Source organism: Streptomyces sp. NPDC049541 (assembly GCF_044465725.1).
Lineage (GTDB): Bacteria > Actinomycetota > Actinomycetes > Streptomycetales > Streptomycetaceae > Streptomyces.
The window spans coordinates 16,650-32,068 of sequence record NZ_JBITLY010000007.1; the positions used below are offsets into that span (position 1 = coordinate 16,650).

The 15,419-nt window shown below is 71.5% G+C and carries 9 protein-coding genes and 1 pseudogene; 2 read left to right on the forward strand and 8 right to left on the reverse strand.

The genetic code is table 11. From position 1 onward, the window contains the following. Nucleotides 1-52: 52 nt before the first annotated feature. Nucleotides 53-904 carry a MarR family transcriptional regulator gene (locus ACIBW9_RS25610; RefSeq protein ID WP_398958764.1) on the reverse strand — a complete coding sequence of 284 codons (852 nt, stop codon included), beginning with the start codon at nucleotides 902-904 and terminating at the stop codon, nucleotides 53-55. Between the two features lie 245 nt (nucleotides 905-1,149). Further along, on the reverse strand, nucleotides 1,150-3,483 hold the full coding sequence (locus tag ACIBW9_RS25615; protein ID WP_398958766.1) for an alpha-L-fucosidase: 2,334 nt from the start codon (nucleotides 3,481-3,483) through the stop codon (nucleotides 1,150-1,152). 441 nt (nucleotides 3,484-3,924) lie between these two features. On the opposite strand from ACIBW9_RS25615, the gene ACIBW9_RS25620 reads away from it, so the two are divergent. Then, on the forward strand, nucleotides 3,925-4,197 hold the full coding sequence (locus tag ACIBW9_RS25620; RefSeq protein WP_398959713.1) for an alpha/beta fold hydrolase: 273 nt from the start codon (nucleotides 3,925-3,927) through the stop codon (nucleotides 4,195-4,197). Between the two features lie 215 nt (nucleotides 4,198-4,412). Here the strand turns inward: ACIBW9_RS25620 and ACIBW9_RS25625 are convergent. After that, a pseudogene (locus ACIBW9_RS25625) lies at nucleotides 4,413-4,586 on the reverse strand (transcriptional regulator); the annotation flags it as partial. A 184-nt stretch (nucleotides 4,587-4,770) separates the two neighbouring features. On the opposite strand from ACIBW9_RS25625, the gene ACIBW9_RS25630 reads away from it, so the two are divergent. Then, nucleotides 4,771-6,501 (forward strand): hypothetical protein, encoded by a 1,731-nt coding sequence (locus ACIBW9_RS25630; RefSeq protein WP_398958768.1) that lies wholly within the window; start codon nucleotides 4,771-4,773, stop codon nucleotides 6,499-6,501. 56 nt (nucleotides 6,502-6,557) lie between these two features. Here ACIBW9_RS25630 and ACIBW9_RS25635 read toward each other — a convergent pair whose 3' ends face one another. From ACIBW9_RS25635 to ACIBW9_RS25655, 5 genes are all read right to left on the reverse strand, one after another. Continuing rightward, a complete protein-coding gene (locus ACIBW9_RS25635) occupies nucleotides 6,558-7,202 on the reverse strand; it encodes a cutinase family protein (protein ID WP_398958770.1) in 645 nt (214 codons plus the stop codon). 151 nt (nucleotides 7,203-7,353) lie between these two features. Further along, the gene (locus ACIBW9_RS25640; protein WP_398958772.1) at nucleotides 7,354-8,583 is read right to left on the reverse strand and encodes a PucR family transcriptional regulator; all 1,230 of its coding nucleotides are present in this window, start codon (nucleotides 8,581-8,583) and stop codon (nucleotides 7,354-7,356) included. A gap of 122 nt (nucleotides 8,584-8,705) precedes the next feature. Then, entirely contained in the window at nucleotides 8,706-9,650 is a 945-nt protein-coding gene (locus tag ACIBW9_RS25645; protein WP_398958774.1) for an alpha/beta hydrolase, read from the reverse strand. 22 nt (nucleotides 9,651-9,672) lie between these two features. Then, complete coding sequence (locus ACIBW9_RS25650; RefSeq protein WP_398958776.1) at nucleotides 9,673-13,647, reverse strand: beta-ketoacyl synthase N-terminal-like domain-containing protein; 3,975 nt, start codon at nucleotides 13,645-13,647, stop codon at nucleotides 9,673-9,675. Next, complete coding sequence (locus ACIBW9_RS25655) at nucleotides 13,644-15,383, reverse strand: fatty acyl-AMP ligase (protein WP_398958778.1); 1,740 nt, start codon at nucleotides 15,381-15,383, stop codon at nucleotides 13,644-13,646. The genes ACIBW9_RS25650 and ACIBW9_RS25655 overlap by 4 nt, the downstream gene beginning before the upstream one ends. Nucleotides 15,384-15,419: the final 36 nt, after the last annotated feature.

A 15,419-nucleotide genomic window follows, 5' to 3' on the forward strand; every position in this document is an offset into this window, starting at 1 on the left:
AGCGGGAGCTCGCGCGCCGTCTGGAGGTCTCCGTCCGGTTGGTTGCTGGGCGTCACTGCGAGCCGGTGGCCACCAGCGTCGCGGTGATGGGTTCGAGTTCGGTGATCAGTTCGTCGAGTTCGGCGGGGGACAGGGCTTCGTAGGGCGGGGCGGCGAGTTCGTCGGTGAGGGCTTCGATGCGGTGTTTGACCTCGCGGCCCGCGTCGGTGAAGTGGCCCTCTGCATCGACCAGTCCGCGTTCGCGCAGGCCGTCCATGACCGCGGCCAGCCGCTGTTTTGGCAGATGATGGATGCGTCCGAACGACTCCGGCGGGTGGATGCCCTGTTCCAGCGCGGAAAGGACATGGGCTTCCGTGCCGCCGATGCGTGCGCCGACGAGGGCGGCGATGTGTCCGTCGCCGCGGTGCTCGCGCAGCATGGTCGCGGAATGCCACAGTCGGGCGACGGGGTCGCTGGGGATCTCAAGGGTGCGCATGCCGGCGTACATCACCCGGCCTTCGGTGGGGGCGCTCGTGGCGGCCTTGGTGGTCAGGTCGGCGGCGCGCACCAGGCCGGGGGAGTGGGTCAGCTCCTCGCCGAGGATGCGCCGCAGGGAGGCCGCGCTGCCCCGCTCCCGCGCGGCGACGGAGGCCTCGGGCGGGATCGTCTCCCAGGCGCTGGGGATGTGGCGCGCGGCTTCTCCGTCGGCGAAGTTGTAGAAGGCCGCGTGCACGACGTGGGCCGCCACGCGTCCCAGCGGTGCGGCCCGGCTGGCGAAGTAGCCGTCCCAGTAGGTGCGGTGGCCGAGCGCGGCCAGCTCCTCGTTGCACTCGTCGGCGCAGTAGGTGACCAGGCAGATCGGCTCCAGAAGCTCGAACATGCGACGGGCGATGTGAGCCATCGGCTGCAAACGCGTCGTACCCATCGGGCTCTCCATTCGTTTCGATGTGCCGACTTGGACCGTCCGGCACACCGAAACTCATCGGTGACCGAAGGGAAGCAGTGCAGACGCGCCGTCGCGCGGTGAAACCGTCCCGATGATCAACGTGCCTACTGCCCACGACCTTGATGGAACCGGGGGGCAATGGCCTTCATCATCCTCGCGGACACGGACCTCGACACGTCGACGGCTACGACCCGTACGGGGCAGTCGAACCCTTGACGGGGCCGTCAGAGCGCGACGATCTGCCAGTCCTGGTTGGCGCCGCCGGTGGTCTGCCACTGGATGACGTTGGCACCGTCCGACGTGGACGCGTTGGCGACGTCGGCGCACCAGCCGGTGCGGACGTTCACGAGCCGGTGGTAGCCGCTGGTGGTGGCGGGGACCAGCTTCCACCACTGGTTGTCGCTGCCGGAGTCGGTCCCCTGGTCGAGGTTCGCGCCCTGGGCCGAGCCGCCGGTGCTGTCGAGGACCTTGCCGCTCTTGACGTTGGACAGGCGGTAGGAGCCGTCGGTGCCGGGCAGCAGTCTCCACTGCTGGTTGGTGCCGCCGGTCCAGGGCCACTGGATGACCAGGGCGCCGTCGATGGTCGAGGCGTCCTTGACGTCCATCACCTTGCCGCTGTTGCGGTTGACCAGCTTGAAGGTGCCCAGGTCCGCGGTGAACGGCCGGTCGTAGACCTCCAGGCTGCGGATGGACGCCCACACGGCGGAGGGCAGGCCGGTGACCGTGACCCGGACATAGCGCGCCTGGGCACGAAAGAGGGCGACCTGGACCTGGCTGGTACTGGCGGTGGCGGTCAGGTCGGCCAGCGTGACCCAGGTGGCGTTGTCGGTGGAACCCTCGATGCGGTAGCGGTAGTTGGTGCCGTCCTTCTCCCAGGCGATGCGGGTTCCGGTCAGGGAGCGGATGGAGCCGAGGTCGACCTTGAGCCAGTGGCCGGTGTTGCCGTCGTGGGCGCACCAGCGGGTGGAGGTGGACCCGTCGACGGCGTTCGATGCGGTGTTGCCCTTGGACGTCTCCTCGCTGTCGGCCGTGGCGGTCCTGCCGACGGCGATGTCACCCGGCTGCACGGAGCGGTCCAGAGTGACGCCGACGACGCTGTCCTCGGGGTGGGTGGTGCGGTCGATGCCGGTGATGGCGACCCGGCCGTCACTGCCGGCGGTGAAGGACACGTTGCTGCCGGAGCGTACGTCGAACACGCGGGTGACCTGGGCGTCCCCGATCGAGGGGGTGGTGAACGAGGTGCCGCCGTAGCCGGGCAGCAGGTGCACGTAGAAGGTGTTGTCCTTGTACGTGTAGCCGTACTGGCCGTCCACGGGGTCCCACGGGCCGCCGCGGGTGGAGTAGACGGACTGGCCGCAGGCGGTCATGAAGGTGCCGATCTGGCGCAGCAGGCTCGCCTGGCCGGAGGGGACGGTGCCGTGCCGGTCCGGGCCCACGTTGACCATGACCGTCATGTTGCGAACCCAGGCGTTGACCAGAAGGTTCATGGCCGTGGCGTAACTCATCACCTTGCCGTCGGAGTTGTAGCCCCAGCTGCTGCCGACGGAGAAGACCTTCTCGCTGACCTTGCCGGTGCGGATCGCCCCGGACGGCACGGAGGAGCCCTCCTCGCTGGCGTAGTCGCCCAGCCAGCCGGAGCGTGAGGTGGCGACGATGTTCGGCTGGTGCTTGCGGACCATGCCCATCAGGCCCAGCGGGTTGCCGGCCGAGTCGGTCTCGCCGTAGGCGGAGTCCACCGGCCACTGGTTGGCCGGGTCGCGGAACTGGCCGGGCTCCCAGAAGAACGCGCCGTCCGCGTCGGTCCCCTGCTCCGCGATCCAGCCGCCGTCCCACCAGAGGTCGTCGATCACGCCGTACCGGGTGACCAGTTCCTTGACCGACTCGTACACCTCGGTCTTCATGATCCGCGCGTTCTCCTTGTGCGCGGGATCGGTGGTGTAACCCCACGGGTTGGTGGCGCAGTTGGTGCCCGTGACGTCGTAGTAGCCCGGATAGCGCCAGTCGATGGGGGAGTAGTACAGGCCCACCTTCAGCCCCGCTGCCCGTACCGCCGCCACATAGTCCTTGACGAAGTCACGGCTCAGCGGCGCCTGGCCGGAGCTCCAGGCGTTGGGGTGGTTCAGCGGCCACAGCGCGAACCCGTCGTGGTGGCGGGTCGTCAGGGTCACGTACTTCGCCCCGAAGTCCTTGGCCAACTGCGCCCACGCCGTGGGGTCGTAGGCGTCCGCAGTGAACTGCTCACTCGTCGCGTCGGTGACGTACTTCTGGTAGTTCGCCGGTGTGATCGGGGCGTTGTGCATCCACCACTCGCCCTTGGCAGGGCCCGAGTAGACACCCCAGTGGATGAACATCCCCAGCTTGGCGTCCTGCAGCCACTGGACCTTGGAGTCCGGTTGCTGCTCGAGGCCCATGTCGGTCTTCGGGATCCGCAGGGGAGGCAGTGGCAGCGGGGTGGCGGTCGCGGCATACGCGGGGGGCGCGGTCGGACCCACGGCGGCGGCCACGGTCGCCGCCGCCATTCCGGCGAGTACCGAACGACGTGAGAGAGCTCTGGGCACAGTTGTTTCCTCCTGCTCGTTGGTGTTCGGATCGCTTCAGTGTCGGGGATCTGGGCGGCCAACGGTGCCTCTGGAAGACATCGGATGCATTAAGGATGAACGGCGAGGTCGTTGTCCAGAGGTGGGCAGAACTTTCCATAAAACTCAAGGAGTTGCGGAAGGTAAACCGGAAAGTGTGGAGTCAGTCATTGGATGACTAGTGGCGCGACGTCGGGCGCCGTGCTGAGGGGCGATCGCGTCCGAACCGTTGACCAGGGTCCCGGCGACCTCTCCCGTGCTCGAACGGAAACAAACTTCATTCCATATTTTCCAACACCTCGTCGGCGTGGAGGCGGATCACCGCACGGCTGCGGTGGTGGGGCCTTTCCGAGGCCGACAGGCCTGCTGCGGGGAGCGGGTCGGCAGCGTGTGGGCGGGCGGACTGGAAGAACGCGACGGCGGATGGTGGCCTCGCTTCGACCGGGAGTGATGGTCCGCTCGCTGGTGGAGAACGCCCAGCGTTCCTTCTGGCACGAGTGGAGGCAGCTCGCATGTCCCACCCTGCTCGTCCTGGCCCAATCCAGCTTCATCCCCGCAGCGGAAGTCGACGAAATGCTCCGGCAGCGACCCGCCACCACGGCCATGGGCATCCCCGGCACCGGCCACGAGCTGCACCTTGAACAGCCTGGGATCCTCCACACCGTGCTCTCGGGCTTGCTGGAGGGTCTCGTCTGAAACTCCGACGCGGTCACGGCCAAGCATGCTTCATTGGTCTCCGCCGTCACGGCGCTTGGACGTGCCGGTCGTGCTCGCGGTCGAGGACCGGTGCACTTCGTCATTGGTCGGCTGCGGCTGCTTCTGTGCAGCGGCCCAGTCGCCCGGAAGGTGAGGCCGTCCGCGCTGGGCGTACCCGGTTCTGCGATGTGGGTGGTGGAGACGTGCGGGTCGCCGGGCAGTGCGAAATCGTCGTACGTGAGCTCCATGGTGCCGGCGATCGGGTGGTTGACGACCTTGCGTCCGCGTGTGTGGTGGCGCACGTTGTGCGTGGCCCAGCGGGTGCCGGCAGGCGCAGCAGCGGCGGCCCGTCGCGGGGCACCGGCCCGCAGCCCCCTGCGCCCGACCATGAGGCCCTCCACCAGGCCATGCTCCGAGCCAGGCCGGCCGGGGTCACCACGTCGAAACCGGACACGACCAGCTGAAGCCCGGTCACCGAGAAGGCTCAGCCCCCAGTGACAAAGCCGCCTCCAGGAGCTGCGTCTTTGTGAGCACTGCCCGAGCCCGTGGCCGGCGCCGTCCTACGGTCCGGCCATGGACACGAGCCGCAGCAGGAGAAGAACCGCGAAGGCCCTGCGCAGCACCGTAATGGCGGTGCTGCTGACCAGTGGGGCGATCACCGTGACCGCCCCGGACGCCAGGGGGGACAGCGCGCGGACCGAGACGCCCGTGGCGTCGACGAGTGAGGTCGCCGGAGTGAGTGAGTCGGTGGTGCGGGTGAAGCTACCGCTGCCGGCGTCCTTCGGTGCCCGTCCCGCGGCCTGCGACTGGCTGTCGTATCTGCGTTACCGCTCCTCCGACGGGCCGCGGGCGTCGGCCGACGCCGACCGGATCCTCGTCGCCCAGCCGGGCATCCTGGAGGGAGCGGGAGCCTTCGACAGCGTCGCCCGCAACACCGTGGCGCGCGCCGCCGAACAGGGGCGGCACATCGAGTTCTGGGCCCTGGACCGGCGCTCCAACTGCCTGGAGGACCGCACCGGCATCGCCTTTGGCGACCAGCACACGGCCGTCGACTACTACTACCGCGGCAAACAGGTCGACGGCCGCACCTTCGCCGGATTCATCGGCAACGACCGGCTGGGCTGGATGGCCAAGCTCGGCATCGCGCAGAGCGTTCGGGACCAATACGACCTGCTCGCCGCCGAGTTGCCGGATCAGGGGCTGCGCAAGCGGAAGGTGCTGTGCGGGGGGCACTCGCTCGGCGGCGTGATCACCGGCTATTTCGCGGCAGCCGACTTCGACGGCGACCCCACCACCACGAGCGACGCCGGATACAACCAGTGCGCCGGCTACTTCGCCCTTGACACCACCGTCTCCACCACCCTCGGCGACCTGAGCGGCAGCATGCCGCACGACACCAACCTGCCTGACGTCGGCCTCGGTTACGGCGCCGTGCAGGCCGGTCTCGACAGCGGGGTGCTGCCCCGCTCGCTGTCCGCGCCGGTCCTGCTCAACCCCGAGACGATGACACTGCTGGCCATCGCCGGCGTGGGTGCCGTACAGGATCCGGGCGGCGAGGCCGACCTGCCCGGCTATCTGCCCGCCGACACCAACATCGAGGCCACCAACCGCTTCCTCTTCTCCAAGGACACCGCCACCTTCCTCACCGGCTCTCCCGCGGTGAAGGACTTCCGGCTCACCAACGCGGCGGTGCTCGGAGCCCTCCTGGACGACAACTCCGTACCGCTGGCGTTCCTGCAGAGCAGCGTGGGCTTCTTCGACGGCGGGCCGATCACCGACAAGAACTTCCCCGCCGCCAACGGCAGTTCGCAGCAGCCGGGGCTGTTCGGCGTCGAGTACAAGGCCATCCCCGAGAAGCCGCACGGCCCGCTCTACACATGGCGCAATTACGACCGTGTCGGCGCCGCCGACGACCCCGGCTACCGGTCCGCCGACGGCACGCCGTTCACCAACGCGGGCAAGGAGGTCACCGACCTAGGGGAGCTGGCCCGCAGCCTGGCCCAGCAGCCCCTCGACTTCACCGAGCAGTACTTCCCCACCAAACTGGTCACCGACCTCGAACTGGCCACCTCCCCGCAGGTGAAGCAGCTGGTCGCGCATCCCGAAGGGCTCACCGCCAACCCGACGCTCACCGTGCTCGCGGGCGACGGGCTGCTGGCGGGCCGCATCCCGGCCGGCCTGCACCCGGTGGTCGCCGACGGCTACCAGCACCTCGATGTGCTCACCGCGGCGCCTGTGCAGAACAACGGGCGGCCCGAGATCGTCTCCAGCAACCTCGCGCAGTTCGCGGGGGAGCCCAAGTAGCCCTGCCGGACGGGAGAAGGGCCCGGGAGGAGGGCCCTTTCTGCGTGGCCGTTCACTCAGATCCTGGTCGCGGCGAAGGCGGCCGCCGCGTCGGCGTCCGAGGTGTAGCCGAGGTGCGCGAGGACGTCGGTGCCGCCGCTCTCGCAGATGGGATCGCCCTTGGCGCAGAAGTCGATGGTGCGGCTCTGGTAGGTGCCGGTGACGCTCTTGCCGAGTGCCCGGATCGGATTGCCGAACAGAAGCACCGCGGCGATCTTCGGTTCGAGCGCGGCCGGGATGGTGGCGACGATGGGGCTGCCGACCACCGCGCCGTCGCTGCTGATCCCGATGGAGTTGTCGACCACGTTCGCGCCCTGCGAATAGCCGACGAGAACGAAACGCTGATTCGGGCAGGCCGCTGCCTGGCTGTAGACGTGTTTCACCAGGTCGGCATTGCCCTGAGCGGCGGAGGTGAGGGAAAGGTCCGCGGGGTAATTCACCTTGTAGCTGGAGAGGTTCTTGCCCGTCAGTTTCTGCTGCAGGGCGGAATACACGGGGTCGCCGACTATCGCGCCCAGCGTGCCCGGCTCGAAGGTGCCGCGAGCCGCGACGACGTCAATGTCCGAGCAGGTGGCGGCCGATGCCGCGGGTGCCGAGACGGTGGCCACTCCGGCTGCCCCGCCGATCAGCGAGAGCGCGGCGAGACACAAGCGAATACGCATGGGGATCCTTTGAGGGTCGGGCGCGTCGCGCGCCTGTGGAAAAGGACACCCCGAAGGTATTCGCTGTTTCTGACGACGTGTTATGTATGGGAATTCAGAAGTTCTGCGGTTTCTTGAGCTGAGGTGAGTCGGCGGGCATTGCCTGAACTTTCTACGCGGAGGGCGTTTCCTGCTCCCGCAGTTCCTCGGCACGCAGCGCCAGGATGAGGTCCAGACGGGTGCCGGGGTCGTGCAGGGCCTCCCCGAAGAGCTTCTCCAGCTGACGCAGGCGGTAGCGGACCGTCTGCGGGTGGATGTGCAGGCGGGCGGCGACGTCGGGCACATTGCTGCCGCTGAGCAGCCAGGCCAGCAGCGTCTCCGCCAGCCGGGGCCGCTGCCCCTCGGTGGCTGTGTCCAGCGGGGCGAGCACCCGTGTCCCCAACTGGGCCAGCAGCGGCTCGTCCCCGTGCAGCAGCAGCGTCGAGAGATGGTCGGCGCACCGCACCACGCCCTGCCGGGGCAGGATCCCGCGCCCCATCAGCCGCAGCGCACGGGCGGCCCAGCGCAGCGACTGCGCGGCCTCGGTGAGCGGCACCGTCGGGCCGATCGCCGCCGGGCGGCCGCGCAGCGCGAGAGTGAACGCACGGCCGCCGAAGCGGCCCGAACCGTCCGGATCGGGCAGCAGCATCCGCGGCGGCCGGGACCTGATGTCCACCAGCGCCCCCACGCCCGCGAGCGGCCACTCCTCCTCGCGCTGGTCCGCCGGGGCCGCGAGCGCGACGACCGCGACCTGCCGGGGCACCGACCAGCGGGCGCCGTGCGCGAGATCCTGCACGGCCTCCAACGACACCGGCCCCTCGCCCAGCAGCAGTTCGAGCAGGCGCCTGCGCCGCCGCTCCAGCTCGTCCGTGCTGCGCAGCCGGCCCTCCGCGTAACCGGCGGCGGCCGCCTCGGCCACCTCGTGCACGGTCCGGAACGCGAGCTCGCCCAGCGCCGCCACCACGGCCGAGTCCAGCCCCAGCTCCTCCGCGGTACGGCCCATCAGCCGCCAGGCATGCATCCCTCCGATCCGCAACGCGGACTGCAAGGCATCCAGGCTGCGGTCCTCCAGGGCCACCCCGCGCCCGAGTTCGTAGTACGTCGAGGCGATCGCGTCGCTGCGGCCGCGCGGGTCGGCGATGTGGTCGACGAACAGGGTCAGCGCCTGCACCACCCCGGCCCGCAGGTTCCTGGCGTACATGCCGTCCGGGGGGCCCGCGTATTCGGGAACCTGTCTGCGCACCTCGTCCTCGACCTGGTCGGCGACCGCCTCCAGCTGGGCTCGCAGCAGGTCGGCGAGGTCGGCCGGTACCGAGGGGGACGCCGGACCGGCCAGTTCGCCGCGCGGGGTGGGGACGGCCATCGCGGACACTCCTTTCCACCGGAACCGGCTCACCCGCGGGGTGTTTCCCGTGGGGCGAGGGACGAGTCCTGTGTTGGACGAGCGTCCCCTGCGCTCCGTTCCGTGCCCCGACGGCACCGACATCACTCCGGCAGCCCGAGCGCACCGGCGAGCATCGGCCACGACGCGGCGAACTCCGGTTTCCAGTACGCCCAGCTGTGTCCCCCTCCTGCGTAGAAGTGGGTGGTGACCGCGACGCCCAGCCGCGCGAGAGTGTCGGTGAAGCTGTGGGCGGAGGGCCACAGGGCGCTCTCCAGAGCCTCGGGGAGCCAGTCGCCGGTCCCGCCGACCACGCCGCTGCCGTTGGACACGTACAGGGGTGTGCCGCGCAAGCCCGTGGCACGGGCGCGCGGGTTGAAGTCGCGCCAGGTCAGCAGGTTCAGGACCGGATTGCCCCACAGGGAGGAGGGAGCCAGGTTCTCGCGGGCCACGATGGCGTCCACGAGGGTGGGTACGCCGGGCGCGGTGGTGTCGAGGATGCCGCTGTAGGAGGCCGCGGCGGCGAAAGCGCCCGGATGGCGCGCCGCATGCGCCATGGCGCCGTAGCCGCCGGTGGAGACCCCGGCGACCGCCCGCACCCCCGAGGCCCGGTAGTCGCGCCTCAGCATCGCCGGGACCTCGGTGAGCTGGAAGGTCTCGTAGTCGGGGCCGCTGAGCCAGTGGGTGGGAATGCCGGTGGGGCCGCCGTCGGGCATCGCCACGATCAGATCCCGGCCCTCGGTGAAGGCCTCTATGTCGGTCTCCCGGGTCCAGGACGTGTAGTCGTCGTGGGCGCCGTGCAGCAGATACAGCACGGGGTAGGTGCGGCCGGGCTGTGTGTCGAAGCCGGACGGCAGGATCAGCCGCACCGGGGCGCTGCGGCCCAGGGCGGCGGAGGTTACCGACACGTCGAAGGTGCGCGGCCCCAGCTGGGTCGCGGCCCGCGCGGTGCCGGCGGCGGCACCGAACAGGGCGGCCAGACCGGCGCTCGCCGCGGCCTTGGTGACGGTGCGCCGGGACACTCCGGTGGCGCGGTGGGGAAGGGGCATGGCGGCTCCTCGGGATCCGGGTTCAACGGGTCTGCTCGGCGAGCTCCCGCCGCAGCTGGGCGGCGATCTCGTCGACATGCGGCGGGTCGAGGAGGGACAGATGGTGGCCGCCGACCCGTACGACCGTCAGGCGCGGGCACACCTCGTCCCAGCCGAGCGCCTCGTCGTCCCGCTCATAGGCCGCATCGCGCACGGTGTGCGGGGCGCGCTCGGTGGCCCGGTACAGGACGACGCGACCGTCGTAGCGGCCCGGCCGGTGGGCCTCGCCGATCCTCAGGTCCAGGTAGGACGAGCGCTGGTGCTCCAGAGCGGCGGCGGGCACTTCGGCGGCCTCGCGCAGGGCCCGCAGCACGGTGTCGATGCGTGAGCCGTCGTCGTCCATCGCCACCAGTTCGTCGTACGGCAGCTCAAGGCGGACCCCGTAGGTGTCGGCGACGTGCCGGGCGAAGCCGGTGAAGTGCGCGCGGATCCGGTCGTCCCGCGTCTGCCCGGGGAGTGGCAGGGGCCGTACGGAGTCGATGAGTACGACCAGCTCGACCTCCCGCCCGGCGGCGGTGAGCTGCCGCGCGGTCTCCTGCGCGACGAAGCCGCCGAAGGACCAACCACCCAGCAGGCAGGGCCCGTCGGGATGGGCGGAGGTGATGGCCTCGGCGTAGCGGCTCGCCTTGTCGCTCACGGTAGTGGCTTCTTCGATCCGCTCCAGCCCGTGCACCGGCCGGTCGTGTCCGAGCCGCTCCGCGAGTGCCCGGTAGACGTCGGTGGTGCCGCCGGCGGCGTGGACGAGGAACAGGGGCGGACGGGAGCCGCCGGCGCGCAGCGTGCGCAGCGTCGAGTCGCCCCCGGCCGGGAGCGCCTGCCGGATGCGCTCGGCGAGTTGCTCGACCGTGGGGGTGCCGAGCAGATCGCGCAGCTGCAGTTCGATGCCGAACTCGCGCTCCAGGACGGTGCGGATACGGACGGCCATCAGGGAGTCCAGGCCGAGATCGGCCGGCGCGGTGGCCGGGGTGATGCGGCCCGGCGCGTGCCCCGTGACGGCGGCGATGTGATGGCACAGACGGGCGGTGACGGAGGTGCCCCGCGGCGCGGCGGCCCGCTCCTCCGGCACCGCGGCGGGGGTGGTCGTTGCCGCCCGTCCGTCCGTCCACCAGTGCCGCACATGCCGCCAGCGCGGCGCGGGCAGATCGATGACACGGCCGGACGGCAACGGCAGGCGCAGCCCCGCCGCGTACAGAGCGCCCAACCGGCCCAGGAACGCGGCACGGTCGTCGGCCTCGCGGCGCAACGTGCCGAGCGCGAGCGCGCCGGGTGCCGTGTCGGTGACGGCCCGGGTCAACACCGGGTGCGGAGAGATCTCCACGAAGGCGGTGTGACCGTCGGCCGCGGCAGCCGCGACGGCCCGGTCCAGACGCACCGGCCGCCGAAGGTTCGCAGCCCAGTGGCCGGCGTCGAAGGTCGAGTCGCCGCGGGGATCGTCGAGGACGGTGGAGTAGACGGGGATGCGCGGCCGTCTGCTCTCGATGCCGGACAGGGAGTCGATCAATTCCGGCAACAGGCCGTCGACTTGGGGTGAGTGCCCGGCGCCGACCACCCGCATGGCGCGCGCGGCCCGCCCTTCCTCCTCCAGCCGTCGCACGAGCCGCGCCACCGCAACCTCCTCGCCGGTGACCACCTTCTGGCCCGGGGAGGAGTGGACGGCGACCTGGACACCGGGGAAGTCCCTTTGCAGGGCGTCGAGTTCACCGTCGTCGACGTCGACCACCGCCATCGCGCCGCCCCGTAGCCGAGCGAGCATCCGGGCCCGTACGGCGACGACCCGCGCCGCGTCCGGCACGTCCAGGGCGCCCGCGCACACCGCGGCGGCGACCTCGCCCATGGAATGACCGATCACGGCGGCGGGTTCCACACCGTAGGAGCGCCACAGCTCGGCGAGCGCGACCTGGAGGCCGAAGAGGACCGGCTGGGCGACCTCCAGCAGTTCCAGGCCTTCGCCGGAGGCCAGGTGGTCGTACAAGGACAACCCGCACTCCGGGGCGAGCTGCGAGTCGATCTTCTCCACGGCGGAGACGAAGGCGGGCTCCTCGGCCAGCAGCCGGCGCCCCATGCCGGCCCACTGGCTGCCGTACCCGGAGAACACCCACACCGGTCCGCGCCCGATGAGATCACCCTCGCCGGTCAGGACCCGTCCGTGAGGACGCCCCTGTGCCAACGCGCCCAGCGCCTCGGCGAGTTCACCGCGATCAGCGGCGACGACGGCAGCCCGCACCGGCCCGCGGCCGGCCCGCCCGGCGAGCGTGCGGGCGATGTCGGCCGGTCGTGAGGCACCTGCCGCGGACGTGTGGAGCCAGTCCGCCAGCCGGGAGGCGGTGTCCCGCAGACGCTCGGAGTCGACGTCGGAGAGCAGATGAAGGCGGGCAGGCGGTACCTCGTCGGGGGGCGATGACAGGACGGCGGGCCGCCATTCCTCCAGCACCGCATGGGCGTTGGTGCCGCCGAAGCCGAACCCGGAGACCCCGGCGGTGGCCGTACCGCCGTAGCGCGGCCACGGCTCCGGCTCGGTCACCACCCGCAGCGGGGCGTCGCCCAACGAGCTGCCCTGCGCACAGTGCAGGGACGGCGGAAGAACGTCGTGGTGCAGCGCGAGCACCGTCTTGACCAGCCCGGCGATACCCGCGGCCGACTCCAGATGGGCGAGGTTTCCCTTTACCGAGCCCAGCAGCAACGGCTGGTCGGGGTCACGGCCCGCACCCAGGACGGCGCCGAGCGCGCCCGCCTCGATCGGATCGCCCAGCGGGGTGCCGGTGCCGTGCGCCTCGACGTAGTCGACTCCGGCCGGGTCGAGTCCGGCCCGTGCGTAGGCGGTCGCCAACAGGGCCCGCTGGCTTGCCGGGTTGGGTGCCAGGAGGCCGTTGGAGCGGCCGTCGGAGTTGACGGCCGTGGCGCGGATGACGGCGAGCACGCGGTCGCCGTCGCGTTCGGCGTCGGACAGCCGCTTCAACAGCACGGCCGCGCAGCCCTCGCCGCGTCCGATGCCGTCGGCCGCCGCGGAAAACGGCTTGCACCGCCCGTCCGGAGCCAGCGCTCCAGCCCGCTCGAAGGCGACGCCGATGGTGGGGGAGAGCAGCACGTTGACCCCCGCGGCGATCGCCATTGCGCTCTCGCCCGTGCGCAGGCTGACGCATGCGTGGTGCAGGGCCACCAGCGAGGAGGAACACGCGGTGTCGACGGCCGTGCTCGGCCCTCGGGTGTCCAGCACATACGCCACCCGGCCCGCGGTCACGCTCAGCGCCGCACCGGCCGGGGCCCACGGGTCGACGGCGCCCGCGTCGGCGCCGGTGAGCCGGCCGTACTCGGGAGCGGAGACACCGACGAAGACCCCGGTGTCGCTGCCGGCGAGCGAGGCGGCCGGGACGGCGGCATGGTCGAGCGTCTCGTGGACGACCTCCAGGAGGATCCGCTGCTGCGGGTCCATCACGGCGGCCTCCCGCGGAGTGATCCGGAAGAAGTCGGCGTCGAAGCCCGCGATGTCATCGAGATAGCCGCCGTAGGAGGGCGCGTCGGTGGGCGGGAAGTGGGTGAAGTCCCGCCACCGGTCCTCGGGTACGCGGCGGATCGCGTCGGTGCCCTCGCTCAGCAGCCGCCAGTAGTCGCCCGGCCCGTGCACGCCACCGGGCAACCGGCAACCGACCCCGATGACGGCGACGGGCTCGCCGAAGTCGCCGGCGACACGGGGGGCTGTTTGGGCCACGGCCTCCACCTCTGTGGCGCACAGGCGGGCCACCAGAGCGTCGCCGGTCGGCGCCTCCCACAGCAGCGTCGCCGGCAACTCACGCCCGACGAGCCGGGACAGCTCCCCGGCCAGGGTCACCGCGTCCCGCGAGGCCATACCCAGGTCGGCCAGCGGCCGATCCATCGGGACGGCCTCGGGGGCGGAGCCGGTCCAGGCGGCCACGCGTTCGGCGATGAGTCGGCGCAACGTGCCTTCGTCGACGGCTCTCACCGGGCACGCTCCGTGGCGTACATGCCCTCCAGGTACCGCTGACGGGTCAGCGCCCGCGACACCTTGCCGCTGGACGTGCGGGGCACCACGCCCGGCGCGACGAGGAGCACCTCGGCCAGCCGCAGTCCGTGTCGGTCCGAGACTGCGGCGCGCACGGCGCGGGTGAGGGCCGGTACGTCGATCTCGGCGAGGCTGGTGGCCCGCACGTGCTCGGCCACCACGACCACTCGCTCACCCGCGCCGCCCGGCACACCGAAGGCGGCCAGCCGGTCCCGCCGCACGGCCGGATGCGCGTCCTGGACCGTGGCCTCCACGTCCTGCGGATAGTGGTTGCGGCCGTCGACGACGATGAGGTCCCTGAGCCGGCCGGTGACGATCAACTGCCCGTCCAGCACCGTGCCCAGGTCCCCGGTGCGCAGCCAGCCGCCGGGCCCGGCGTCCGACTCGGCGCCGAAGACGAGCCGGGTCTGCCGCTCCTGGTTCCAGTAGCCGTGGCCGACGTTCGGGCCCTGCACCCAGATCTCCCCGACCTCGCCCTCGCACATGACGGCCCCGGACGCGGGATCGACGATGCGGACCTGCTGCCCCGCCGGGGTGCCGCAGCCCGCCAGCAGTACCGCCCGCGGGTCCTCGGGCCGCGCGAGCAGCGCCTTCCCGGAGGCGAGGGCGTCACGGTCGAGGGAGAACCGCCAGAGCGGCTCCCCGGGCCGCGCCGCGCTGACGAAGACCGTCGCCTCGGCCAGCCCGTACGACGGGCAGTGGACGTCCGGCGACAGCCCCTGCGCGGCGAACGCGGCTTGGAAGCGGTCGACCGTGCCCGGGCGGACCGGCTCACTCCCGTTGATCAGCGCGGCGATCCCGTCCAGCCGCAGATCCGCCTTCTGTACGTCGGTGACGGCGGAGGCGCAGTAGTCGTAGGCGAAGTTGGGCGCGGCGCTCAGCGCACGCGGATGCGCGGCGAGCAGCCGCAGCCAGCGCGCGGGCTCGTGCAGGAACGCGACCGGCTCCATCAGCACCGACAGCAGACCACGCACCGCCGGGGCGGCGACACTCAGGACCAGCCCCATGTCGTGGTACAGCGGCAGCCAGCCCACACAGGTCACCGGGTGGGCGTCCGCGCCGTAGGCGGTCAGCGCCTGACGGGCGTTGGCGACGACGTTGGCATGGGTGATCTCCACACCCGCCGGGGTGCGGGTCGAGCCGGAGGTGTACTGCAGATAGGCGATCTGCGCGGCGTCCGGAACGACCGGCTGCCAGTCACCGGCGGTGGCGTCGGGCACCTGATCGGCTACGACGATCCGCACCGACGTGCCCTCGCAGAAGTCCCGCACCTCGTCCAGGACGCGGCTCGTGGTCACGGTGACCGCCGGACATGCGTCGGCGAACACCGCCGCCAGCCGGTCGGCGTGCCCCGGCAGGCCGGGCGGATACAGCGGTACGGCGACCAGGCCGGCGGCGAGCGCCGCCAGGAAGGCGGTGACGTACTCCGTTCCCTGCGGGCACAGCAGCGCCACCCGCGCCCCTGGCTCGGCCTCCTCGGCGAGCCGGGCGGCCAGCGCCCGCACCCGCAGGTCCAGGCGCCGCCAGGTCAGCGTGCGGTGGACGCCGCGCGAGTCGGGGGCGGGATGGTCGACGAAGGTGAACGCCCGGCGATCGGGGGTGGTGTCGGCCCAGTGCCGCACATACTCCGGCAGACTCCGGAACGCGGGCGCGAGCGGGGGGCGGCGGCTGTCCATGGGGCATGGCTCCAAACGTCGCGGGGTACGGCTTGC

What these genes read in the sequence shown, in the direction of transcription:
- ACIBW9_RS25635 (WP_398958770.1), bottom strand. Translation starts at nt 7,202, where the DNA reads ATGCGTATTCGCTTGTGTCTCGCCGCGCTCTCGCTGATCGGCGGGGCA.
- ACIBW9_RS25610 (WP_398958764.1), bottom strand. Translation starts at nt 904, where the DNA reads ATGGGTACGACGCGTTTGCAGCCGATGGCTCACATCGCCCGTCGCATG.
- ACIBW9_RS25640 (WP_398958772.1), bottom strand. Translation starts at nt 8,583, where the DNA reads ATGGCCGTCCCCACCCCGCGCGGCGAACTGGCCGGTCCGGCGTCCCCC.
- ACIBW9_RS25655 (WP_398958778.1), bottom strand. Translation starts at nt 15,383, where the DNA reads ATGGACAGCCGCCGCCCCCCGCTCGCGCCCGCGTTCCGGAGTCTGCCG.
- ACIBW9_RS25630 (WP_398958768.1), top strand. Translation starts at nt 4,771, where the DNA reads ATGGACACGAGCCGCAGCAGGAGAAGAACCGCGAAGGCCCTGCGCAGC.
- ACIBW9_RS25645 (WP_398958774.1), bottom strand. Translation starts at nt 9,650, where the DNA reads ATGCCCCTTCCCCACCGCGCCACCGGAGTGTCCCGGCGCACCGTCACC.
- ACIBW9_RS25620 (WP_398959713.1), top strand. Translation starts at nt 3,925, where the DNA reads ATGGTGGCCTCGCTTCGACCGGGAGTGATGGTCCGCTCGCTGGTGGAG.